This is a genomic window from Arthrobacter sp. Leaf69 (genome assembly GCF_001422645.1).
Lineage (GTDB): Bacteria > Actinomycetota > Actinomycetes > Actinomycetales > Micrococcaceae > Arthrobacter.
Genome location: NZ_LMLR01000010.1, coordinates 870,892 through 893,988, shown reverse-complemented (window position 1 = coordinate 893,988; position 23,097 = coordinate 870,892). Strand labels below are relative to the sequence as shown.

General features: G+C 68.2%; 24 protein-coding genes. 11 read left to right on the top strand and 13 right to left on the bottom strand.

The genetic code is table 11. From position 1 onward, the window contains the following. Window positions 1-11: 11 nt before the first annotated feature. The 7 genes from ASE96_RS09440 to ASE96_RS09410 all read left to right on the top strand — a co-directional run bounded on the left by ASE96_RS09440 (window position 12) and on the right by ASE96_RS09410 (window position 7,681). On the top strand, window positions 12-563 hold the full coding sequence (locus ASE96_RS09440; protein WP_056429149.1) for a hypothetical protein: 552 nt from the start codon (window positions 12-14) through the stop codon (window positions 561-563). Between the two features lie 124 nt (window positions 564-687). Continuing rightward, window positions 688-1,287, top strand: coding sequence for a DUF305 domain-containing protein (locus ASE96_RS09435; RefSeq protein ID WP_056429147.1), 600 nt, complete (start codon window positions 688-690; stop codon window positions 1,285-1,287). A gap of 92 nt (window positions 1,288-1,379) precedes the next feature. After that, complete coding sequence (locus ASE96_RS09430; RefSeq protein ID WP_056429144.1) at window positions 1,380-2,087, top strand: FadR/GntR family transcriptional regulator; 708 nt, start codon at window positions 1,380-1,382, stop codon at window positions 2,085-2,087. A 71-nt stretch (window positions 2,088-2,158) separates the two neighbouring features. Next, window positions 2,159-3,208, top strand: a complete 1,050-nt coding sequence (locus tag ASE96_RS09425) for an asparaginase (RefSeq protein WP_056429142.1) — start codon at window positions 2,159-2,161, stop codon at window positions 3,206-3,208. 8 nt (window positions 3,209-3,216) lie between these two features. After that, the gene (locus tag ASE96_RS09420) at window positions 3,217-4,632 is read left to right on the top strand and encodes an aspartate ammonia-lyase (RefSeq protein WP_056429139.1); all 1,416 of its coding nucleotides are present in this window, start codon (window positions 3,217-3,219) and stop codon (window positions 4,630-4,632) included. 27 nt (window positions 4,633-4,659) lie between these two features. Then, entirely contained in the window at window positions 4,660-6,243 is a 1,584-nt protein-coding gene (locus ASE96_RS09415) for an amino acid permease (protein ID WP_056429136.1), read from the top strand. A gap of 121 nt (window positions 6,244-6,364) precedes the next feature. Beyond that, the gene (locus ASE96_RS09410; protein ID WP_056429135.1) at window positions 6,365-7,681 is read left to right on the top strand and encodes an ATP-binding protein; all 1,317 of its coding nucleotides are present in this window, start codon (window positions 6,365-6,367) and stop codon (window positions 7,679-7,681) included. A 22-nt stretch (window positions 7,682-7,703) separates the two neighbouring features. Here the strand turns inward: ASE96_RS09410 and ASE96_RS09405 are convergent, their stop codons facing one another. Genes ASE96_RS09405 through gluQRS form a run of 3 tightly spaced genes read right to left on the bottom strand, consistent with a single transcriptional unit; the run spans window position 7,704 to window position 10,309 of the window. After that, window positions 7,704-8,705: an NADP-dependent oxidoreductase gene (locus tag ASE96_RS09405; protein WP_056429134.1), complete on the bottom strand. Its 1,002-nt coding sequence runs from the start codon at window positions 8,703-8,705 to the stop codon at window positions 7,704-7,706. A gap of 2 nt (window positions 8,706-8,707) precedes the next feature. Beyond that, window positions 8,708-9,403: an HD domain-containing protein gene (locus tag ASE96_RS09400; RefSeq protein WP_056429129.1), complete on the bottom strand. Its 696-nt coding sequence runs from the start codon at window positions 9,401-9,403 to the stop codon at window positions 8,708-8,710. Window positions 9,404-9,412: 9 nt separating this feature from the next. Next, on the bottom strand, window positions 9,413-10,309 hold the full coding sequence (gene gluQRS, locus ASE96_RS09395) for a tRNA glutamyl-Q(34) synthetase GluQRS (RefSeq protein WP_056429126.1): 897 nt from the start codon (window positions 10,307-10,309) through the stop codon (window positions 9,413-9,415). Between the two features lie 424 nt (window positions 10,310-10,733). On the opposite strand from gluQRS, the gene ASE96_RS09390 reads away from it, so the two are divergent. Continuing rightward, window positions 10,734-11,192, top strand: a complete 459-nt coding sequence (locus ASE96_RS09390) for an Lrp/AsnC family transcriptional regulator (RefSeq protein WP_200913032.1) — start codon at window positions 10,734-10,736, stop codon at window positions 11,190-11,192. 9 nt (window positions 11,193-11,201) lie between these two features. Here ASE96_RS09390 and ASE96_RS09385 read toward each other — a convergent pair whose 3' ends face one another. Continuing rightward, the gene (locus ASE96_RS09385; protein WP_082492652.1) at window positions 11,202-11,657 is read right to left on the bottom strand and encodes an Lrp/AsnC family transcriptional regulator; all 456 of its coding nucleotides are present in this window, start codon (window positions 11,655-11,657) and stop codon (window positions 11,202-11,204) included. Window positions 11,658-11,760: 103 nt separating this feature from the next. Between ASE96_RS09385 and ASE96_RS09380 the strand changes: the two genes are divergently transcribed. Continuing rightward, a complete protein-coding gene (locus tag ASE96_RS09380) occupies window positions 11,761-12,411 on the top strand; it encodes a LysE family translocator (RefSeq protein ID WP_056429123.1) in 651 nt (216 codons plus the stop codon). 42 nt (window positions 12,412-12,453) lie between these two features. On the opposite strand, the gene ASE96_RS09375 is transcribed toward ASE96_RS09380, so the two are convergent. The 6 genes from ASE96_RS09375 to ASE96_RS09350 form a co-directional block, all read right to left on the bottom strand. After that, complete coding sequence (locus ASE96_RS09375) at window positions 12,454-12,810, bottom strand: nuclear transport factor 2 family protein (protein WP_056429120.1); 357 nt, start codon at window positions 12,808-12,810, stop codon at window positions 12,454-12,456. 75 nt (window positions 12,811-12,885) lie between these two features. Next, window positions 12,886-13,875: a hypothetical protein gene (locus tag ASE96_RS09370; protein ID WP_056429116.1), complete on the bottom strand. Its 990-nt coding sequence runs from the start codon at window positions 13,873-13,875 to the stop codon at window positions 12,886-12,888. A 37-nt stretch (window positions 13,876-13,912) separates the two neighbouring features. Next, entirely contained in the window at window positions 13,913-14,413 is a 501-nt protein-coding gene (locus ASE96_RS09365) for a DUF456 domain-containing protein (RefSeq protein ID WP_056429113.1), read from the bottom strand. 108 nt (window positions 14,414-14,521) lie between these two features. Next, complete coding sequence (locus ASE96_RS09360; RefSeq protein ID WP_056429111.1) at window positions 14,522-15,733, bottom strand: NAD(P)-dependent malic enzyme; 1,212 nt, start codon at window positions 15,731-15,733, stop codon at window positions 14,522-14,524. 301 nt (window positions 15,734-16,034) lie between these two features. After that, a complete protein-coding gene (locus ASE96_RS09355) occupies window positions 16,035-16,601 on the bottom strand; it encodes a TetR/AcrR family transcriptional regulator (RefSeq protein WP_442853890.1) in 567 nt (188 codons plus the stop codon). 192 nt (window positions 16,602-16,793) lie between these two features. Then, window positions 16,794-18,110, bottom strand: coding sequence for an MFS transporter (locus ASE96_RS09350; protein ID WP_056429105.1), 1,317 nt, complete (start codon window positions 18,108-18,110; stop codon window positions 16,794-16,796). A gap of 110 nt (window positions 18,111-18,220) precedes the next feature. On the opposite strand from ASE96_RS09350, the gene rraA reads away from it, so the two are divergent. Continuing rightward, window positions 18,221-18,697, top strand: coding sequence for a ribonuclease E activity regulator RraA (gene rraA / locus ASE96_RS09345; RefSeq protein WP_056429102.1), 477 nt, complete (start codon window positions 18,221-18,223; stop codon window positions 18,695-18,697). 148 nt (window positions 18,698-18,845) lie between these two features. On the opposite strand, the gene ASE96_RS09340 is transcribed toward rraA, so the two are convergent. Continuing rightward, window positions 18,846-19,361, bottom strand: a complete 516-nt coding sequence (locus tag ASE96_RS09340; RefSeq protein ID WP_056429101.1) for a hypothetical protein — start codon at window positions 19,359-19,361, stop codon at window positions 18,846-18,848. A 268-nt stretch (window positions 19,362-19,629) separates the two neighbouring features. Here ASE96_RS09340 and ASE96_RS09335 point away from each other — a divergent pair, with 268 nt between their 5' ends. After that, window positions 19,630-21,081: a sugar porter family MFS transporter gene (locus ASE96_RS09335; protein WP_056429099.1), complete on the top strand. Its 1,452-nt coding sequence runs from the start codon at window positions 19,630-19,632 to the stop codon at window positions 21,079-21,081. A 114-nt stretch (window positions 21,082-21,195) separates the two neighbouring features. Here the strand turns inward: ASE96_RS09335 and ASE96_RS09330 are convergent, their stop codons facing one another. Next, window positions 21,196-22,422 carry an MFS transporter gene (locus ASE96_RS09330; protein ID WP_056429097.1) on the bottom strand — a complete coding sequence of 409 codons (1,227 nt, stop codon included), beginning with the start codon at window positions 22,420-22,422 and terminating at the stop codon, window positions 21,196-21,198. A gap of 38 nt (window positions 22,423-22,460) precedes the next feature. Continuing rightward, window positions 22,461-22,949: a MarR family winged helix-turn-helix transcriptional regulator gene (locus ASE96_RS09325; RefSeq protein ID WP_056429094.1), complete on the bottom strand. Its 489-nt coding sequence runs from the start codon at window positions 22,947-22,949 to the stop codon at window positions 22,461-22,463. Between the last annotated feature and the right edge of the window lie 148 nt (window positions 22,950-23,097).

Genomic DNA, 23,097 nt, shown 5'->3' with positions numbered 1-23,097 from the left:
AGGAGGACGCCATGCCCGCCGCCACCCCGGCCCGAGCCGCGGCCTGGCTCCGCCACGCCGTGCTGCTGGCCGCACTCCTCGCCGTCATCGCGGGTTTCCTGGGCATGCACATCCTCTCGGGGTCCCACGGGATGCACTCTCAGGCGGCGCCTTCGGGCGCCACCGGACACACCGCGGCGGAACACCACGCGGCACCGGCGCCTGCCCCGGCCCACGGCACACACTCCAGCCACAACACGCACTCCAGCCACCAATCCGGTTCAACGGCTCCGGCCGGATCACCGGCTCCACCTCCGGGCCCGGACGTGATCCCCGCGTCGGTGACCGTCGGCGGAACCGTGGTGCCGCCGTCGTGCGTCTGCCAGGGCGGCTGCGCCGAGAAGCCGGCGATGCACGTCGGCTGCACGCCCTCACCGGCGGGCGCCACCTTGAGCGCACCGCAGCCCGGCGCAGCCCTGCCGGCGGCCCGGCCGTGGACCGCGGGGCTGGCGGACCTCCCGTCCGGCTATGCTTACCGGCCCGGTACGCCATCCCCCAACGACTTGTCCATCAGTCGCACGTAAGACGGGGCATGCGCCGTGACACCGCCGGCCACCTCCCGCCACCCGCGCCCGGCATCCACGCACTGGCTGCTGCGCGCCCATCCCCCCGGTGTCTCCGCCGGATCCACGAAAGACACGATGTGCCATGAAGAAAACCCTTACGATTTCCGCCGCGGCCATGGCCGCGGTGATTGCACTGGCCGGCTGCTCGGCCAGCAGTACCCCCGGGAGCAGCATGCCCGGCATGGTCCACAGCACGGGCAGCGCAATGCCGGGCTCGAGCGCCGCCGCGGACCACAACGGCTCGGACACGATGTTCGCCCAGGCCATGATCCCGCACCACGCGCAGGCCGTGGAGATGAGCGACATCATCCTGAAGAAGCAGGGCGTCGACGCCAGGATCACCGCGCTGGCCACGAAAATCAAAGCCGCCCAGGCGCCCGAGATCGACAAGATGACCGGCTGGCTCGGTGACTGGAACGAACCCACCCAGGCGCCCGGCGGCCACTCGATGACCGGCATGATGAGCGGCGATGACCTCACCAAGCTCGGCGCCGCCCAGGGCACCGACGCGGCGATGCTCTTCCTCAGCCAGATGATCGCGCACCACGAAGGCGCCGTCGAGATGGCGAACGCCGAGGTCCGCTCCGGCAAGAACGCCGAAGCCGTCATGCTGGCCAAGGACATCGCGGCCTCCCAGACGGGCGAGATCCAGGACATGAAGGACCTGCTCGCCCTGCTGTAGGCGGAGATCAGCGCTCGCTGTGACGGCGGCCACCGGCCCCTGGGCCGCCGTCACAGTTGACACCCCGGTGTGACCTCTGCCATATTTCAAACATGAACCTGTCAGACAGCCGGACAGCAGGACAGCCCCTCGCCCGCCTTAGCGCAGCCGAAGCGGTCTTTAATGTCCTCCGCTCCGAAATCGAGTCCGGCAAGCTCATCGTCGGCGCCAAGCTGAGCTCCGAGGCCACGCTCGCCCAGCAGTACGGAGTGAGCCGCTCCGTGGTCCGCGAGGCCTTGCGTTCCTGCACCGCCTTGGGGCTGACCGTCACCAGGACCGGGCGGGGCACGTTCGTCGTCGCCGACCACGTGGCCAAGGACCTGGTCCTTGGCCAATACTCGGCACGCGACCTCACCGAGGCGCGCCCCCACATCGAGGTTCCTGCCGCCGCGCTGGCGGCAGAACGCCGTTCGCCCGAGGAACTGGACACCATGCGGGACATCGTTGCCGCGATGACCGCCGAGGACGACCCCGAAGTGTGGGTGGGCCTGGACTCGAGCTTCCACGCGTTGATCGCCAGGGCCAGCCGCAACAAGGTCTTCGAAAATGTCGTCTCCGACATCCGGGAGGCCCTTGCCCACCAGTCCGAGACCCTGAACATGGTGACGGACCGGCGACACGCGTCCAACGAGGAGCACCGGCGCATCCTGGCCGCCATCGAGGCCGGCGACGCTGCAACGGCAGGCATCGCCATGAGCCAGCACCTGCATGCTGTTGGCGTTGCCCTCGATTCGATTCTCCACGCCGCTGACGGCGCCTGACCCTGCGCCAGGACGTGCAGATTCAGCAGCGGCTTGACCAGCGACAACCAACACCACCGCCAAAGGACGTCATGTTTTCTCCTGCCCCCGCTCACATCCCGACTCCGCTGGCTCCGGAGCGGCTCCCGGAGCACGTGCCGCTTGCGGTCCAGACCCGCGACGGCCTGGTCGAAAGCGTCCACTGCGGCTCGGTCATCGCCATCGCGGCGGACGGCCGGGCCCTCCTGACCGCCGGCGAGCCCCTGGCACCGTTCTACCCGCGATCCGCCCTCAAGCCCCTGCAGGCCGTCGCCATGGTCCGTGCCGGCCTGGAGCTCCCCGACGAACTCCTCGCCCTGGCATCCGCCAGCCACTCCGGGGCCGCCGCCCACCGCGACGGCGCCCTGCGCATCCTGGACATGCATGGGCTGACCCCTGCCGACCTCGAGAACAGCACCGACCTCCCTTACGGCGTCCGCGAGCGCGAGGAATGGGTCGGCGGCGGCGGGAAGGCCACCCGGCTGGCGCAGAACTGCTCCGGGAAACACGCGGCCATGGCAGCCACCTGCGTCGTCAACGGCTGGCCGGTCCCGGGATACCTGGACCCGGCGCACCCGCTCCAGCAGCTCGTGGCCAGGACCGTCGCGGACCTGACCGGCGAGGAACCGGAGCGCACGTCCACTGACGGCTGCGGCACCCCGCTCTTCGCACTTACCCTGCGAGGCATGGCCCGCGCCTTTGGCCGGCTGGCCTCGGCAACGGGACCCGGCAGCGCGGAAGCCGCCGTCGCCGGAGCCATGCGCCGTCACCCGGAGATGGCCGCGGGCGAGGACCGGGATGTCACCGCACTGATGCGCTTGGTGCCCGGACTCCTGGCCAAGGACGGATTCGAAGGCGTCCAGCTGGTGGGACTGCCGGACGGCCGTGCCGTCGCCGTGAAGATCTCCGACGGCGGAGACCGCGCCCGGATGCCTGTCACCGTGCGCCTGCTGGCCGCGCTCGACGTCGATACGTCTCCCCTGGCGGGCATCGCCGCGGCACCCGTGCTCGGCGGCGGCCGGCCCGTCGGGCTGCTGCAAGCCGTCGATTTCCTCGCTTCGCCCGAAACCTCCGGCACCGCCAACTCCCCCGACGCCCTGTAAGGACCGACATGACATTCCTCGACGAACGTTCAGACTTCCGCTCCGAACACGACCTCCTGGGCGACCGGGATGTCCCCGCCGACGCCTACTGGGGTGTCCACACCCTCCGGGCCGTGGAGAACTTCCCCATCACCGGCCAGCCGCTCGCCTCCAACATGTACCTGGTCCGCGGGCTGGCGGCCGTCAAACTGGCCGCCGCCCGCACCAACCACGAACTCGGGCTGCTCGACGCCGGGCGCGCCCGTGCCATCGAGGAGGCCTGCACCGACGTCATGAACGGCAAGCTCAGCGAGCAGTTCGTGGTGGACGTCATCCAAGGCGGTGCCGGGACGTCGTCGAACATGAACGCCAACGAGGTCATCGCCAACCGAGCCCTGGAAATCCTTGGACACCCCAAGGGCGACTACGCGCGGCTGCACCCCAACGACCACGTCAACCTCAGCCAGTCCACCAACGACGTCTACCCCACCGCAGTCAAGCTGGGCACGATCTTCGCCGCCCGGGAACTGCTCGATGCCCTCACCGACCTCGAAGACGCCTTCGCCGCCAAAGCCCTCGAATTCCGCACGGTGGTGAAGATGGGCCGCACCCAGCTGCAGGACGCCGTCCCCATGACCCTCGGCCAGGAATTCGGCACCTACGCCGTCACGATCGGTGAGGACCGGCTCCGCCTGGCCGAAGCCGACCTGCTGATCCACGAAATCAACCTGGGCGCCACGGCGATCGGCACCGGGCTCAACGCACCGGCAGGGTACGCCGCGGCCGCCTGCCGGCACCTGGCCGAAATCACGGGCCTGCCGCTCGTCACGGCGGCGGACCTGATCGAGGCCACCCAGGACGTCGGCGCCTTCGTGCACCTCTCCGGCGTGCTCAAACGCGTCGCCGTGAAACTGTCCAAGATCTGCAACGACCTCCGGCTGCTCTCCTCCGGCCCGCGCGCCGGCTTCGGCGAAATCAACCTCCCCGCCGTGCAGTCCGGGTCCTCGATCATGCCGGGCAAGATCAACCCCGTCATCCCCGAAGTGGTCAGCCAAGTGGCCTATGAGGTGATCGGCAACGACGTCACCATCACCATGGCGGCCGAAGCCGGGCAGCTCCAGCTCAACGCCTTCGAACCCATCATCGTCCACAGCCTCCACAAGAGCATCTCCCACCTGGACGCCGCCTGCCGCACCCTTACGGCCCGCTGCGTCCGCGGCATCACCGCCAACACCGAACACCTCCGCCTCACGGTGGAACAGTCAATCGGCCTCGTCACCGCACTCAACCCGCACCTGGGCTACGCCACGGCCACGGCCATCGCGCAGGAAGCCCTCGCCACCGGCAAGGGCGTCGCGGAACTCGTACTCGAACACGGGCTGCTCACCGCCGAGCAGCTCACCGACCTCCTCAGCCCGCAGCGCCTGGCCAACCTGAGCAAATAGCGCACCCTCGAACCCCGAAGGACCCCCATGACTTATCCCGAAACTGCCCGCGCCCAAAAACAAACGACCCAAAACCAGCCCGCCATCTCCGACCACACCATTCCCGCGCATGCCCATGCCTCCGAGGCGGCGCTGCACGCCGAGGACCAGGGCTACCACAAGGGCCTGAAACCCCGGCAGGTGCAAATGATCGCGATCGGCGGCGCCATCGGCACCGGCCTGTTCATGGGCGCGGGCGGCCGCCTCGCCACTGCCGGACCCGCCCTGGTCATCAGCTATGCAGTCTGCGGGTTCTTCGCCTTCATGATCCTGCGTGCCCTCGGCGAACTCGTGATGCACCGGCCGTCGTCGGGCTCGTTCGTCTCCTATGCCCGCGAATTCTTCGGCGAGAAGGCCGCGTTCGTCACCGGGTGGCTGTACTGGCTGAACTGGGCCATGACGGCGATCGTGGACATCACCGCCGTCGCGCTGTACATGAACTTCTTCAAGAAGTACTGGGCGCCGATCGCGGACGTACCGCAGTGGGCTTGGGCCCTGGCCGCCCTCGTCCTGGTCCTGGGCCTCAACCTCATCAGTGTCAAGGTGTTCGGCGAGCTCGAATTCTGGTTCGCGCTGATCAAGGTTGTGGCGCTCGTGTCCTTCCTGCTCATCGGCACCTACTTCGTCATCTTCGGCACCCCTGTCGCCGGCCAGGAGGTCGGCTTCAGCCTCATCGCGGACAACGGCGGCATGTTCCCCAACGGTCTCTTGCCCGCAGTCGTGGTGATGCAGGGCGTCGTGTTCGCCTACGCCTCGATCGAGCTGATCGGCACCGCCGCCGGTGAGACGGAAAACCCGGAAAAAATCATGCCGCGGGCCATCAACACCGTGATCGTCCGTATCGCGGTGTTCTACGTTGGCTCGCTGGTACTGCTCTCGCTGCTGCTGCCCTATAACTCCTACAAGGCCGGCGAAAGCCCCTTCGTGACGTTCTTCGGCTCCATCGGCGTCGACGGTGTGGACGCCATCATGAACCTCGTGGTCCTGACCGCGGCCCTGTCCTCGCTGAACGCCGGCCTCTACTCCACCGGCCGGATCATGCGTTCGATGTCCGTTGCTGGTTCTGCGCCCAAATTCGCTGGCCGAATGAACAAGTCCGGTGTCCCCTACGGCGGCATCGCCCTTACCGCCTGTGTCGCCGTCCTGGGGGTTATCCTGAACGCCCTGGTCCCGGCCGAGGCCTTCGAGATCGTCCTGAACGTCGCGTCGCTGGGCATCATCTGCACCTGGGCCATGATCGTCCTGTGCCAGATGCAGCTTGCCCGGCTCGCAGCCCGCGGGGAACTGCTCAGGCCCACCTTCCGGATGCCGGGCGCCCCCGTCACGGGCTGGGTCACGCTGGCCTTCCTCCTGGCGGTGCTGATCCTCATGGCATTCGACTCGCCCGTCGGAACGTGGACCATCGCGTCCATCGTGGTCATCGTTCCGCTCCTGATGCTCGGCTGGCGCCTCAGCCGGCACCGCATCCTGGAAATTGCCGCCGTCCGCGACGGCTTCACCGGCCCGTATCCGCTTGTGGCGGCCCGTCCCGCGCGCGGCACGGACGGGTCCGCCGGCGGAGATTCGGAGTAGTCTTCCGGGGTTCCGCCTCCCCGTAACGCAACGTCGGCGCAACCCCTCGCGGATAGGGTTCGCATATGCTCAGCAGACAGACTCACACTGGCTCAGCGACGAACCACCCGGGAGACACCTCATGACCAACTGGCGAATCAGGGATTTCCATTCCGCCGACCTTGACGGCATCCTGCACCTCTGGGAAACGCTCAAGGCCACCAACGTGGAGCCGGTCTATGCACTCTCCGAGGTACTGGCCTCGTGCGAAAAGGACCACGCCGTCGTCGCGGTGCTGGGGGATCAGGTGGTGGGCGCCGCCGTCGGGCGCGCCGCCCATGACCAGGGCTGGATCGTGTTCCTCGCCACCCTCCCCGAGTACCGCGGCCGCGGCATCGGCACGTCGCTGCTGGCCGCCGTCGAGAACCGGATGGCGCCGCACGGCCTGAACAAGCTTTCCGCGCTCATGCCGGAATCCGAGACCCGGGTGGAGGCGTTCCTGGGCCGCGGGTTTGTGCTGAAGAAGAACCTGCGCTATTTCGAACGGAAGATTCCGGTGCAGCGCCAGGAACTCGAACCGCTCAGCCTGCTGGGCGGCCGGATCCTGGCCCGCGACCTCTGGGAAAATGTCGCCGGCATGCGGAACGAGAAGGAACTGCTGGAACGCCGGCTGGTCCTGCCCTTGGCCGAGGCCGACCTCGCCGACGAGTACGGTGTGGTGCCGCCGCGCGCCGTCGTTCTCTTCGGCCCGCCCGGCACCGGCAAGACCACGTTCGCGAAGGCCATTGCGTCCCGGCTGGAGTGGCCCTTCGTGGAGGTCTTCCCCTCCCGGCTGGCCTCCGATCCCAAGGGTCTTGCGGGTGCGCTGCGCGAGACTTTCCTGGAGATTGCCGAGCTGGAACACGCCGTGGTGTTCATCGATGAGGTGGAGGAGATTGCCTCCCAGCGCTCCGGTGAACCGCCGTCGCCGCTGCAGGGCGTCACCAACGAGCTCCTGAAGATCATCCCTGCCTTCCGCGAACAGCCCGGGCGCCTGCTGGTCTGCGCCACGAACTTCATCCGCGCCCTGGACACCGCGTTCCTGCGCCACGGCCGCTTCGACTACGTCATCCCCATCGGCCTGCCCGACCGCCAGGCCCGCGAGGCTATGTGGCAGCGGTTCATTCCCGCCACAGTTGTGGACGACGTGGACGTGGAGCTGCTGGTGGACCGCACGGAGGGATTCTCCCCCGCAGACATCGAATACGCGGCCCGGAGCGCGTCCCAGCGGGCTCTGGAGAAAGCGGTGTACGACGACGGCGGGCTGGCTTCCAGCGGCAACGCCTCCATCCGCGAGGCCGTCCGGAAGGGCCCCGCGACGCAGGACTACCTCGACGCGATTGCGGAGACCCGGACCACGGTGAGCGACGAGGTCCACCAGCAGTTCCTCGAGGACATCGACGCCCTGGGCCGGGTGTAGCCGCCGGCCTGCCGCACGCTGGTCAGAACGTGACGACGATCTTGCCCTTGGCGCGGCCCTGCTCCAGCGCGGCAAAGGCCTCGGCGATCCGGTCGAACGGATAGCTGCTGTCCACCACCGGCTGCAGCTGGCCGGCGTCGACGAGCGTTGCCAGGAAGCGCAGCCCGTCCCCGCTCGGGTGCATAAACAGGTAGCGGTAGCTGGTCTTCGCCTTGCGGGCGCGCCTGCGGATGCCCAGGCTCATCACCCAGAATGCGGCGGTGACCCACGGCGGAGCGTCAAGGTCTTTCGTCGCGGTGAGCGGCTCCGGAACCCCCGCGATGGAGACTACCCGCCCGCCCGGCCGGAGGATGCGGAAGGATTTCTCCAGCGTCGCGCCGACCACCAGGTCCAGCACGGCGTCGAAATCCTGCAGCGCACCGGCGAAGTCCTCCCGCGTGTAGTCGATAATCCGGTCCGCCCCCAACCGCCGCACCAGGGCCTCGCCGCGGGCAGAGGCTGTAGTGGCGACCTCGGCGCCGAAGTGCTTGGCGAGCTGGATGGCGAGCGTTCCCACGCCCCCGGCGCCGCCGGCGATGAAAAGCCGGGTGCCGGGGCCGACGTCGAGTTCGTCGCGGAGCGCCTGCAGCGCAGTCAACCCGGCCAGCGGAAGTCCGGCGGCCTCGGCGAACCCGATGGACGCCGGCATGGCGGCAACGAGTTCCTGCTGCACGCACACGAACTCGGCGAAGGCACCCAGCCTGCGTTTGTCCACCCGCGCGTAGACACGGTCCCCTACCGCGAAGCGGCTCGGGCCGGGTCCGACGACGTCGACCGTTCCGGCGACTTCGCAGCCGGCGACGACCGGCAGCCGGAACGGGCTGATGGGACGCAGCCCGCCCTCGCGGAGCTTGAAGTCGACCGGGTTCAGGCCTGCGGCGGCGACCCGGATCCGGACGTCGCCGGGCCCGGGCTGGGGCTCAGCGAGGTCCCGGAGCTCCATGGCATCCGGCCCGCCGTAGCGGGTGAGGACGTAGCCGCGCACTGTCAGCCCCGGCGCGGCTCGGCCTCAGCGGCAGCAGGCTCGGCGGCAGCGGCTGGGACCTCGTCCGGCCCCGCCGTCGGGTCTTCCGTCGGCGCGTCGTCATAGGAGAGGTTCTCGTAGTCGGTGTCATCCGCCTCGTCGAGCAGGTCGTCGAGTTCCTCGAGCAGCCACGGGTTGATCCGGGCCAGGATCTTCCGGGTTTCCTCCACCGGAACTGCGGCGTAGAGCACGGGGCGGGCATCGTTGTAGCGGGTTACCGGCGGTTTGTCCGGCCACTTCTCAGCCAGCGCCTTGACGCGCTCCGGCAGCGAATTGTGCGCGTTGTCCGCGATCTTCACGAGGGTGGCGTCGTGGTCCTCGGCGATGTAACGGATGCCGGCCTGGTAGTCGTCCGGGTTCTCGTGCAGGCGCTTGGTGACGCGCTCGATGATGTCCACGGCGCGCTCGGTAACGCCCATGTCCAGCAGAGCCTGCCGGGTCATCGGGGTGTCCTCTGCGATGTCGTGCAGATAACCGGCAATCCGGATGTCGTCGTCGAAGTCCGCCAGGGCATCCCCGACGGCGATCACGTGCTCGCGGTAGGGCCGCTTGAGCTTGTCCTTCTGCCGGTTGTGGGCCACTTCGGCGAGAACCTTGGCCGTCTCGACGGTAAAACTCGGCTGCGGGCTGCGCGATTCCCTGAACTCTGGTTCTGACATGCATCCAGCCTACGCGTCCGGCCCGGCCATCCCGGGCCAGATCCACGGCTCCCGCGGCAGCGCGGCAGGGTCAAATGCGGCGAGGGCGTGCGCCAGCGGCCCGCCCGGCAGCCTAAGGGACCCCAGCAGAGCGTCCCGCACCTCGTCTACGGGTGCCCCGACGGCCGCGAGGTCCGTGAGCGTAACGGCGCCGTCGCGCTTAGCCAGCCGTGCGCCGTCGGCGTTCAGGACGAGCGGAACGTGGGCATATTCCGGAACGGGAATATTCAGCAGCGAGGCGAGGTAGGCCTGCCGAGGCGTGGAGGGCAGCAGGTCGTCGCCGCGGACCACCTGGTCGATCCCCTGGGCGGCGTCGTCCACCACGACGGCGAGGTTGTACGCCGTCACCCCGTCGTTGCGGCGGAGCACAAAGTCATCCACGACGCCGGTATAGCTGCCGTGCAGCACGTCCTGCACTGTCACCTCCGTGACGGCCGACCGGAGCCGGACCGCCGCGGGCCGGACGGCACGCTTCGCCTCACGTTCCGCCGCGGACAGCTCCCGGCATGTGCCCGGGTAGGCTCCCTGCGGGGCGTGCGGCGCGGACGGGGCCTCTTGGATTTCCCGGCGGGTGCAGAAGCACTCATACGTAAGACCCGCCGCGGCCAGCCGGCCGATCGCTTCCGTATAGAGGGTCCCGCGGTCGGTCTGGCGCACCACATCGCCGTCCCACGTAACCCCGACGGCGGCCAGGTCCCGGAGTTGCTCCGCCTCGGCGCCGGACCGGGCCCGGTCGAGGTCCTCAACCCGCATCAGGAACCGCCTGCCGGTGGACCGGGCGAAGAGCCAGGCGAGAATGGCGGTGCGGAGGTTGCCGACATGCAGTTCGCCGGAGGGGCTGGGGGCGAAGCGGCCGGCAGACGTCATGTCACCAGCCTAAGCGCAGCCTCCCCGTGGTCACTCCAGCAGCAACGCGGGGTCACAGCACAGGAGCCCCTCAGCTACCGATGACTTCGGAAAACCGACGTCGGTGGCTCAGGGGCTCTTGCCGTGCCGGGCCCGGGGCGTTGCTCCGGGCCATGGCACTGCGAATAAGGAGAACTGCGGTGAACGACGCGGAATGACGATGGTGTGAACAAGAGTCAGTCAGCGGGCGGGTTCCTTGCGGGAAGCCTCATCCAAGGTCCGGGTGGTGTGCCGGGGTGCTTGTAGCCTGTTGGGATGCGGCGGTGGCCGGCGTCCCTTCGTTGTCACTATTTCAACAGAAGCCCTACAGTTGGTGCAACGGACTTGGGTTGCACTGGTCAATCTGATCAAGTCGGGACGCAACTACGTGCAGGAAGTGGTCACTTTGCAGGAACTCGACGCGACGGACCGGCGGATCCTCCTCGCCCTCGACGAAGACCCCCGGTTGCCGATCATGGTACTGGCCCAGAAACTCGGCCTGGCGCGCGGCACCGTACAGTCGCGCCTGGAGCGGATGACGGCGTCGGGCGCCCTGCGCCCCAACAGCAGCCGGGTCCTGCCCTCGGCGCTGGGCCGGGGCGTCGCGGCGTCGGTCAGCGCCGAACTGGACCAGAGCCACCTGAATGAGGCGATCGCTGCGCTGCGGAACATCCCGGAGGTGCTGGAGTGCCACGCCCCCGCCGGCGAGACCGACCTGCTGATCCGCGTGGTGGCGAAGAGTCCGGACGATCTGTATCGCGTCGCCGAGGAAATCCGGCTCTGCCCCGGGATCGTGCGGACGTCCACCAGCATGTTCCTGCGTGAGGTCATCCCCTACCGGACCACGGGGCTGCTGGGCGCCTGAACCAATGGCCTACACGGGCGGACCGGTATTGGGCTTCAGGTTCTTCATCACCAGCGTCGACGTGAGGCGTTCGACGCCAGGCAGCGAAGTCAGTTCGGCGTCGTAGAAACGCTGGTAGGCGGGCAGGTCCTCGGCGATGACCTTTAACAGGTAGTCCGGGGAACCGAACAGCCGCTGCGCCTCCACGATATTCGGGTTGTCCGCCACGCGGTTCTCGAAAATCTCCATCGTGGCCCGGTCCACCTGGCGCAGGGTGACGAACACGATCGCCTCGAACCCGAGCCCCACGGCGGCCGGATCGATGTCCGCCCGGTAGCCGCGGATGACGCCGGAGGCCTCCAGGTCGCGGAGCCGCCGGTGGCAGGGAGCCACAGTCAGTCCCACCTTGGCGGCGAGGGCCGTGGCAGTCATGCGGCCGTCCTCTTTGAGGTAGCGCAAAATACTTCTGTCCAAATGGTCAATCACGCAATAATCGTACCGCCGCGAGGTGTTTCTGGGCGAAAAGAGGGAACACTTCCGGCGCCGGATTTCCTAGACTTTTCCTGTACCCACACGTCAGGAGATCACCATGAACCCCCAGCTGTTTTTCGCCTTTCTGGTGGTCGCCGGCGCGCTGGCCTGCACGCCCGGGGTGGACTGGGCGTATTCCATCACCGCGGGCCTGAAGCAGCGCAGCTTCGTGCCCGCGGTCGCAGGACTCTGCGGCGGCTACGTGCTGCACACGGTGCTGCTGGTGGCGGGACTGGCGGCCCTGCTGACGGGGATTCCCGGCGTGCTGGGCTGGCTGACGGTGGCCGGGGCGGCCTATCTTCTGTGGCTAGGACTTACCACCATCCGGTCCTGGCGCGGAGCAAGTTTCGGCGGCGCAGAGGTGCGGGCGCCGGCGAACCAGTTCCAAACGTTCCTGCGGGGCATGGGAACCAGCGGCATCAACCCGAAGGGACTGCTGTTCTATGTGGCCCTGGTGCCGCAGTTTGTCAGCCCGCAGGCATCCCTCCCGGTGCCGGTGCAGTCTGGCCTCCTCGGCCTGACCTTTGTTCTCTTGGTTGCCGTGGTCTACACCTGCGTCGCACTGCTGGCACGCAAGCTGCTGCACTCGCGGCCGGGAGCGGCACGGAAAGTGACGCTGGCCAGCGGCGTCATCATGGTTGCACTGGGCGCAGTGCTGCTGTCCGAACAGCTGCTGCCGCTCCTGGGCCAGGCCCTGTCGCGGGGCTGAGGCCCCCGTGCATGGAGCCGGCGCGGCGGACCGCAGGGCCGGTCACTTGCGCGGCATATACCATTCGGTGAATTCCGTGGCCCGGCCGTCCCCGGTGAGCTGGATGACCCAGAGATTGTCGTAGCTGCGGCTGTCCCCCCGATAGTCGGTGCGGCCCTGCACGAAGGCCCTCCCGCCGTCGACTCCGAGGAGTTTCCACTCGAAAGTCCAGTCCCCCGGCGCATCCCCCGCGGCGATCCAGCGCTCCACAATCTGCTCGCGCCCGATCCACGGCTCGGGATCATCCGGCCGGGTGGCGTACACGGCGCCTTCGGTGAACAGCGCGCGGATGTCCTCCGGATCGTTCGACGTCCAGGCCGTGACGTAGTGCCGCATCCAGCGTGCTGCCGCGTCTCTCATCCCTCGTTTGTACTCCCTGTTTTCGCCCGCCCGCAAGGGTAATTGATCCGGCATGAAGCTCATTGCGCCGGGGATTCAGGCGTCGTCGGCCCGGCCGTATTCGCGGTCCCAGAGCTCATGCAATTCGGCGTCCTTCCGGACAGCCCGGACCGGCTCCAGAGCGGCGGGCGGGCGGGGCTGCCACTCACGGCGGCTGAGCGCCCTCCGCCCATTGTCCAGCAGCAGGAGGGTCCGGTCCGTCAGGGCATCGCTGCGGAGCGTCAAGTCGGTTCCGCGTCGGCGCAGGACTTCCTGCAGGGCGGCACGGGCCGCCGCGTTGGCACCGAACTTCCGCAGCGAGCGCGCCCGGACCAGAAGCAACGCAGCCGAAAGGTCATCCCCGTTGAGCAGTCCTTCCGTATCCGCCACCACGTCCGCATCCCGTCCCAGCGAAGCGGCCAAGGAGCAGCGCGCCAGGGCCATGGGTAACGACGGCGGCAGCCCGGTCAGGGCCGCGAGGGCGGCCTCCCCCTGGCCGGTCTCGCGCAGCGAATGGGACAACGCCAGGAACACGGCTTCCTCGCTGAACAGGACCGGAACCTCGACCCGCTCCGCCACGGACACCCTGGTGATGACGCGGGCCAGGTACGTAAAGGCGTAACGGTTGGCGTCGTCGTCATTCCTGGTCAGCAGTCCGCGCTGGAGCAGTTCGGATGCGCGAAGATGGCCGCCCTGGGCGTAGCTCTGCAACCCCGCCATCAGGTAGCACAGCCCTGCCCAGCCGGGGTAGGTGTGCGCCAGCGCGATCAGCCGGTCCGGGTCGGAGCTACCAAAGATGGCGGCATGGACTGCCCTCGCCGCCTTGGCCGGCGCCCTCCCGCCGACCTTGCCGAGCCGGGGCGCGCCGCCCTCCACAGGCAAGGCGCCGCGGATCCGCCCGGCCAGGACCCCGGACACCACACCTCCCACACCGTCGGCGAGGCCGCGGACGGGTGTCCGGATGACCGGGGTGCGGAACGGCGTCAGGTCGCGGTGGTCGCGGTACAGCGCGGAAAGGGGTGTGGATCCTCCTGGTCCGGAGCTCATGTATCCATGTTAATGGGCGCGGGCAGGCGGGGGCAGACTAGGCCGCGGCCGAAACCCACAGGCCGATCACCCAGGTGCTGCCGGCGAGGCAGGCGAGTCCGAACTCGACGATCATTCCCAGTCCGGTGGCTTTCAGCGCCGCCCAGCTGGAGGCCACGGCGGTACCAAAAACCCGCGTGCGGTGCAGCTCGCTCAGCAGCAGGCCCGCGGCGAAACCGACGAACAGGCCCACCACCGGGATGATAAACATCCCCACCACACCGAACACCAGCCCGGTGACGACCGAGCGGCCCGGGATGCTGTGCTGTTTGAGTTTCCGGCCTGTCAGGACCGCGCTGGCGGCCATCCCCGCTAAGACGAAGACCATGCCGATCGCGAACACCACCCAGCCGGTGGTTCCGGCGCCGCCCCAGATGGCCCATGCCAGCAGGCTCAGCCCGATCAGGATGCTGCCGGGCAGCACGGGGATGACGGTTCCGGCCACGCCCACCAGGATGGCGAGGCCGCACAGGATCGTCACAACAGTCTCGGGGTTCATGGCCCCAGTCTATGGGCCGGCCCGGCCTCGGAGCGGGCCGGAGGCCGGCACGTCGACGGCGGCGCATCCCCCAAGGACGTGCCGCCGTCGACGTCTGTTCAGCTGTGGTTACTCGGCTTCAACCGCCGCGGCCACGGCGGCGGCCACCGCCGGGGCCACCCGCGAGTCCAGCGGGCTGGGGACGATGTAGTCGGCGGACAGGTCCTCATCGGCCAGTTCGGCGATGGCGCGGGCCGCGGCCAGCTTCATGGCCGGCGTGATCCGGCGGGCGCCGGCGTCGAGGGCGCCGCGGAAGATGCCGGGGAACGCGAGGACGTTGTTGATCTGGTTCGGGAAGTCGCTGCGGCCCGTGGCGACGACGGCCGCATACTTGCGGGCGACCTCCGGCAGGACTTCGGGGTCCGGGTTGGACAGGGCGAACACAATCGCGTCCTGGCTCATGAGCTGGAGGTGCTCCTCGGCCAGCTTGGAGGACGAGACACCGATGAACACGTCGGCGTCCAGCAGGGCCTCGGCCGGGCCGCCGGAGACGCCGCGCGGGTTGCCGCTCGCGGCCAGCTGCGCTTTCTTGCTGGCGGGGTCGGCGGCGATGTCCGGACGGTCGCTGTTGATGACGCCGCGGGAGTCCAGCAGCACCACGTCGGTGATCCCGGCGGCAAGAAGCATCTGCGCGACGGCGATTCCGGCCGCGCCGGCGCCCGAGACGACAACGCGGAGTTTTTCGAGCCCGCGGCCGGTCACCTTCGCGGCGCCGGTCAGGGCCGCGAGGACCACGACGGCGGTGCCGTGCTGGTCGTCGTGCATAACGGGGCAATCGAGGGCCTCGATGAGCTTGTCCTCAAGTTCGAAGCAGCGCGGCGCCGAGACGTCCTCGAGGTTGACGGCGCCAAAGCTCGGGCGCAGGCGGACCAGGGTCTCCACGATCTCGTCGACGTTGGTGGTGTTGAGTACCAACGGGATGGAGTCGAGCTCGCCGAAGGCCTTGAACAGGGCCGACTTGCCCTCCATCACGGGCAGCGAGGCGCTGGCGCCGATGTCGCCGAGGCCCAGGACGGCGGTGCCGTCGCTCACGACGACGACGAGGCGCTGGGCCCACGTGAGCGTCTTGGCGAGTTCCGGGGTGGCGGCGATGGCGCGGCTGACCTGGGCAACGCCGGGCGTGTAGGCGATGGACAGGTCGCGCTTGCTGGCCAGCGGCACGGTGCTGGAAATGGAAAGCTTGCCGCCCTGGTGGGATGCGAAAATTTCCTCGTCGGTGAGCACCGCTACAGGCTCGGCGGGGGAAGTGGCGTCGGTGGGGTTGATCGTTTCAGTGGACACGTCGTTGTCTCCTGGGGCTCACCGTGGGCGTACGGCTCATGGAAGCTCAAGCACAGGCATGCTCAAGATGGTCTGGGGAACGTCGGCAGCGACCCGAGGTGGTGGGTCTGCGGTGACGCTCCGGGTACTGCAGGCGGCAGGGCCGCTCCGGTTCTGCAATGGTAAACACAACATTCCGGGCGCAAGGTGTCACACGACACACGCCGGCATCCGGTGAAACGTTTATCCCGCGTTTCTGGTGAGCCGCATCACGCAAAACGGCCCCTACTGCCCAGTAGAAAACCGGATTGGTCTAGACCAGTTACGCGGCAGGGCGGCTGGATGTCAGCAGGAAGCAGGCCTTCTTGAGGTCTCCCTCGGCCTCGAAGAGCGAGAGGCGGCGGCAGCGGACGGACTGGACCAGTCCGGTGACGGTCAGCAGCAGGACCCGGGAAATGGCGGCGTCGCCGCTCACTTCGGTGACGGCCTTCTCAGCCGTGGAGTCGATCTCGCGGAGCAGCCTCGTGGTGTCCGTGCCTTTGGTGTAAACGGCTTTGTTCAGGCACTGCTCCACGGCGGGCTGCATCAGGCGCATGTGGAAAATTTCCATGACAACCCCGACGAGAGCCTGGGCCGGAACGTCCCGTTCGGGGACTCCGGCCGGCGAGTTGGCCGCATGCAGTTCCGTGAGCTGCTTGCGGTAGAGCGCCAGCATGAGCTGGGTGGCGGAGGGAAAGTAGCGGTACAGGGTGCCCAGCGGAACATCGGCCTTGGCAGCGACTTCGGAGAGGACCACGGAGTCCAGGCCCTTGCGGGCGAACCCGGCGGCAACGTCGAGGATCCGCGTGTAGCGGAGCCGCTGCCGGGGCAGGGTGGGCGGAGGAGCCATCGGTGGAAGTTCTGAGTGGAATTCAGGCATCAGCAGCGTTCCGGGGTCGGTTTTCTCGGCAGCCCGGAGGGATCCCCCACAGCACTGCCGCGGCAATTCCGTCCACTATACGCCACGCTCCCGGGCCCTCAGCGAGTCACAGGCGGTGCCGCCCGCACCCGGGCACAGCCTCCCCGGCGGCGGGTCCGGGCCCTAGTCGACGCCCTTGATCTTGACCACAAAGACGGCCCCGAGCAGGCCGATCACAGCCGCCGCGACGTACAGGGAAACGTAGCCGCCCCACAGCGTCACGAAGGGGAAGGCGATGAGCGGAGCGAGCACCTGGGGCAGGGAATTGGCGATGTTGAGGACACCCAGATCCTTTCCGCGGCTCAGCGCCGCCGGGAGGACCTGGGTGATGAGGGCGAAGTCCACCGCGAGGTAGCAGCCGAAGCCGATGCCCAGCACCGAGGCGCCCAGGAGGGCGCCGGCCCAGTTCGGCGCGAACGCGAGGATCAGCGAGGCCACCGCAATGATGACGGACGAGATGATCACCAGCGGCTTCCGCTTACCCATCCGGTCGCTCAGCCGGCCGCCGATCACGCTGGTGATGATCACCATGACGGCGTAAAGCCCGGTCAGGACCAACACGCCGAACTCCGGCGCGATGCCCTGCGTCTCTTCAAGGCGGACCGCGTCCTTGAGGAAGAAGAGCAGGTAAAGGGTCACCATGTGGTTGCCGATGTTCACCAGGAGCCGGGTCAGCCAGGCCCAGGCGAAGTCCGGGTAGAGCGCCGGGGAAATCCAGAAACCCCTCGCGAAGCCGGCCAGGCTGAACGGCGGGCGGGCCCCCGCGGGGAGCTGGACGTCGTCGTTCCTGAAGAAATACAGCACGACGCCGGCGAGCAGCGCCACGGCGCAGACCAGATAGCCGACGGCGAAGTTCCCCGTCACCGCTGCGGCGATCACGGCGCCGACGAGGATGCCCACTGTCTGTCCCATGGCGGCGAGTCCCCCCACCGTGCCGCGCTGGGCCACGGGCACACGGTCCGGGATGGCCGCGGTGATGGCGGCATAGGCACCGTTGCACCCGGCCTGCACCAGGCACCAGAGCAGCGTCATGATGGCCACGTTGGGCGCCCCCGCGAGCGCGATCAGGGCCGCGGCGCCGAGGACGGCGCCGAAGAGTACCCAGGGGACCCGTCGACCCAGGCGCGAGGTGGTGCGGTCGCTGAATGCGCCGAACAACGGGTTGGCCACGAGTGAGACGGCAGCACCGGCTCCGGTCACGAGGGCGAGGATGGCTTCTTTGTCGCCTTCGCTGAACGCTTCCGCCTGCTGGCCAAGGAGGACCTGGATCGGGCCGAAGAAGGCCGCATTGATGCCCAGGTTAACGAGGACGACTCCGGCAATCCATACCGGCCGGACGGCCCTGTCGGGTTCGGCGAGCGCCACCGCCGTCGGGCCGTCAGCGGCGAGGCGGCCACGGGCAGGGTCCGGAGCTGCTCCGGGCATATCGGACAGGCTCATGTGGTTCGGTTCCCCCCGGAAACGGATGACGCAGACTGAAGGTCAGTGTGGAGCCAGACTATCGTGGGGATCACGATCCGCACCCCTCTTTCCAGTGCACAGGAGAACTCATGGCCGCATCCGCTGTTAATACCGCCGATCTCTTCGACGAACGGGGCGAGGAGCTTGACTCCGTGGCTCTGCAGTTCCAGTCGCTCGGCGGCCATACCCACTTCAGCGGCCCGGTCCGGACCATCCGCTGCTTCGAGGACAACGCCCTGGTCAAGTCCGCCCTCGCCACACCCGGCGACGGGGCGGTCCTGGTGGTGGATGGCGGCGGATCTCTGCGCACTGCGCTCATGGGGGACCTGATCGCGGCAAGCGCCGTCGCGAACGGCTGGGCCGGCGTCGTGATCAACGGCGCAATCCGTGACCGGACCGCCATCGCGGGGCTGCCGCTCGGCGTGAAGGCGTTGGGCAGCAACCCGCGCAAGAGCGCCAAGACGGGCGACGGAGAGAGCGACGTGGAACTGGAGATCGACGGCGTCGTAATTCGGCCCGGCGCCAGGATCTGGTGCGATCCGGACGGGATCCTGGTCGAGCGCTGAGCCGGGCCGAGGTGAGACTTCGCGCCCATGTCTCCCCTGTGTAAGGGCGCGAACTCTCACCTCGGCGTCCATCCCCGGGACTGAATCGTGCGTCGGACCCTGCCGACGACGGCGGGGCGCTCTCCCTGCAGGTCGTCCTTCGAGATCCTCACCTCGACCCAGCCCAACCGGTCCAAAAGGGAAACTCCGGACCGTGCTCAGACACCAGGGAATCGCCGGCGGCCACGAGGTCGTCCAACCGCAGAGTAGCCGCCAAGTCGAGGAAGGTGCGTTCGGGCGAAGTGACCCGGACGCCGTCGAGAATCACCACGTCCCCGGTCCGCAGATCAAGCCGGTGGCCCGCCACGTTTGCCCGCTTGGGGATGCTGCCACCCCGGGGCCGGGCCAGATGGATCCGCCAGTCGCAGTCGGCCCAAAGGGGCAGGCCAACGCTCCAAATCCGCGCCGCCGGGAAGTGGCCGAGAACCGTGCATTCATCGAGCTGGCAGTAGGCCCTCAACGCAGCGGTGCCTTGCGCGCCGCTCCCGACCGGGACGCGGATGCCACGGGACACGGTGACCAGATCCTGGGCACGGGTCCGCTTCCGTGGGATTCCCGCGGCATCCGCGGCAAGGACGGAGAAAGAGCCATCAGCCAGTGGACGCGGGAGCTCAAATCGGCGCATCCCCTCATGATGACGGGATCCGGCGCCGCCTGCTTAGGTTATCCACACCTTGCACTCCACCCGTCCCCCACACATCCCCGCCCGGAACCACCGAGGAGAGAGTTCGCGCCCATGGTTGGACCAGACATCGGCGCGAAGTCTCACCTCGACGGCGCCCTGTATGTTTCGTCTCACTTTTTGCGGCGTGTGACAGGGGTCGCTCCGGCTCTGGTGTAAGACTTGGTAGCTGCGGCGCAGGCCGTGGAACGCGAAATGCCGAGGGAGCCGAATGACAACCACCCAAGACCAGACCGCCGCCAAGATCCCCCACCGGGTCATTTGGCTGGCCGTGGCGGGCGCCGTGGGCGGCTTCCTCTTCGGCTTTGACTCCTCGGTGGTCAACGGCGCCGTCGACGCCATCAAGGACGAGTTCGCGCTCAGCGAGGCCGTGACCGGCTTCGCCGTGGCCGTCGCCCTCCTCGGCTGCGCGGCGGGCGCCTTCCTGGCCGGCAAGGTTGCCGACCGCTACGGGCGCATCCCGGCCATGAAGATCGGTGCGCTGCTGTTCCTGGTCAGCGCCATCGGCACGGGCTTCGCCTTCAGCGTGTGGGACCTTATCTTCTGGCGCCTCGTCGGCGGACTGGGCATCGGCCTTGCCTCCGTGATCGCCCCGGCCTACATCTCCGAGATCTCCCCGCGCCACGTCCGCGGACGCCTGGCCTCGCTCCAGCAGCTCGCCATCACCACCGGTATCTTCGCCGCGCTGCTCTCGGACGCCCTCTTCGCGAACTTCGCCGGCGGCGCAGACCAGGATCTCTGGTTCGGCCTCGAGGCCTGGCGCTGGATGTTCCTCGCCGGTGCGGTCCCCGCCGTCGTCTACGGCTGGATTGCCTACACCCTCCCCGAGTCGCCGCGTTTCCTGGTGTTCCAGGGCAAGGATGAGGAAGCCCTCAAGGTCTTCCAGTCCATCGCCCCGGATGAGGACACAGACCGCCACCTGCGCGACATCAAGACCGCCATCGAGGAGGACAAGGTCGCGGGCCAGAAGGGGTCCCTGCGCGGCAAGGCCTTCGGCCTGCAGCCCGTGGTGTGGATCGGCATCATCCTGTCGGTGCTGCAGCAGTTTGTCGGGATCAACGTGATCTTCTACTACTCCACCACCCTGTGGAAGGCTGTCGGGTTCCAGGAAAAGGACTCCCTGACGATTTCCGTGGCCACGGCCGTCACGAACATCCTGGTGACCCTCGTGGCGATCGCCCTGGTAGACCGGATCGGCCGCCGTCCCATCATGCTCGCGGGTTCCATCGGCATGGCCGCCTCGCTGGGCACCATGGCCCTGGCCTTCGGGTCCGCCACCGGAACCGGCGACGCGATTTCGCTGCCCGGCGCATGGGGCCCTGCCGCCCTGGTGGCCGCCAACGTCTTTGTGATCAGCTTCGGCGCCTCCTGGGGCCCGCTCGTCTGGGTGCTGCTGGGCGAAATCTTCCCGTCCCGGATCCGTGCCCGCGCCCTGGGCCTCGCCGCGGCCGCGCAGTGGATCGCGAACTTCGCCATCACCCTGAGCTTCCCTGCCATGGCGGCTGCCTCGCTGCCCCTGACCTACGCCATGTACGCGATGTTCGCGGCGGCGTCGTTCTTCTTCGTGAAGTTCAAGGTGCCGGAGACCAACGGAATGTCACTGGAGCAGGCCGAGACCCTCTTCGTGCCCAAGGGTTCCGCGAAGGAGTCGGCAAAAGCCTGAGCCGTTCGGCACCCGCGCCTTGCACCCCGCGAGGTGACAGCTAACGCCCGTGTTCCTGCGGAACATGGGCGTTTTCTGTGACCTTGGAGGGTTGTGCCCGCGGCCGCGGGCTGGCTAGACCACTCGCGGCTCGTGCGCGGTCAGGTAGCGGCGTCCGCCGAAGACCACGGCAATCGCGGCCACCATGGCCAGCGCACCGGCGAAGAAGGGGACCTGCGGGCCGAAGTGCTCGCCCAGCTGCGCGGCGGCAAAGGGCGCCAGTGCGCCGCCCATCCAGCGCACGAAGTTGTACCCGGCGGAGGCCACCGGCCGGGGCGAATCGGAAACCCCCATGGCCAGCTCCGTGTAGATGGTGTTGTTGACGCCCAGGAGCGCCCCGGAAACCACCACCAGGACCACGACGGCAGGCACCGAGTGCCCGGCGGCCAGTCCCAAGCCCACGAGGTCCAGCACCAGCAGGACCAGGGTGCCGGTGAGCACCCGGACGGCCCCGAAGCGGTTCTGCAGCACAGGCGCAGCAAACACGGAGAACACAGCAACGGCGACGCCCCAACCAAAGAACACCCCACCGATCCCGTACGCGTCCATGCCCAGGATGAAGGGCGTGAAGGCCAGGACGGTGAAGAAGCCGTAATTGTAGAACAGGCCGCTGGCCGCCGTCGTCCGGAGTCCCTTGTGCCCCAACGCGAGGAGCGGATCCCGGAGCCGGACCTTCCGCTCAGGCAGCGGCGTCTTGGGTAACAGGGCAATAAGCGCGATGAACGCGGAGGCCATCAGCACGGCGGTGCCGAAGAACGGGGCGCGCCACTGCCAGCCGCCAAGCAGTGCACCCAGGAGCGGGCCCAGGGAGATGCCCAGGCCGAGGGCGGCCTCGTACAGGATGATCGCCGTGCCGGCTCCGCCGCTCGCGACGCCGACAATCACGGCCAGCGCCGTGGCCACAAAGAGGGCGTTGCCCAGCCCCCAGCCGGCCCGGAAGCCGATGAGCTCAGCCACGCTGCCCGAGGTGCCCGACAGCGAGGCGAACGCGACGATCACTGCCAGCCCGATCAGCAGCGTCCGCTTACCGCCGATCCGGGAGGAGACGTAGCCGGTAATCAGCATCGCAACGGCGGTAACGAGGAAATAGCTCGTAAAGAGCAGGGATACCTCGCTTTGCGAGGCATCCAGGTTCTTGGCGATCGCGGGCAGGATGGGATCCACCAGCCCGATGCCCATGAAGGCGAAGACGGCTGCGAGAGCCGTGGCCCACACCGCCCTGGGCTGCTTGAGTAGTGAGGCCTTCTCCGCCTCGAGGGTAACGTCGGCTGCCGGTAGGGTGTCGGCTGGCTGGCCGTGCATATTGGGTACTCCTGGTTGATTGGAATGTCGGTTGAAGATCAGGCCTGGACCGTCGCGTTGATCCTGCCAATGACCGGCAGGGCGGCAGCCAGGGCGGCGCGTTCATCGTCCGAAAGGGAGGAGAGGACGCCGGCCATGACGGCATTGCGGCGCTCATTGGCGGAGGCGACGGCGGCGACCCCGGCTTCGGTGAGCCTCACCCGGACGGCCCGGGAATCCTCGGGGTCCGGTTCGCGCCGAGCGAGGCCGGCGCGCTCGAGCTTGATGATCTGCTCGGTGGCGCTGGGTACCCTGACGCCTAGGTTCCGGGCGATTTCACCGACCCGCACTCCGGCGGCGGAGGAACCACCGTCGCCTTCGCGGGAAGTTCCTGCGTCCATCAGCATCTTGAGCGTGCTGAGCTGGGCGGCGCTGAGCTCGCCGTCAGCGTCCAGTCGGCGGACGAGGTAGATGCTGTGGCGGAGGGCCTCACGGAAGTCCTGGGCCAGGGCCAGAAGGCCGGGGTCGGTCGTTTCGCTCACACTCATAGTTAGGTAGCCTAACAGTTAGGCTACCTAATGGTCAAAGAGAAGGAGTCGCCCTATCACTTCCGGTGGTTAGAACCCGGATTTGGGCGCACCAAGTGATAGCGCAACCGAGGGGGCGCCAACAAAGACGCCGACGCCGGAACTCGGG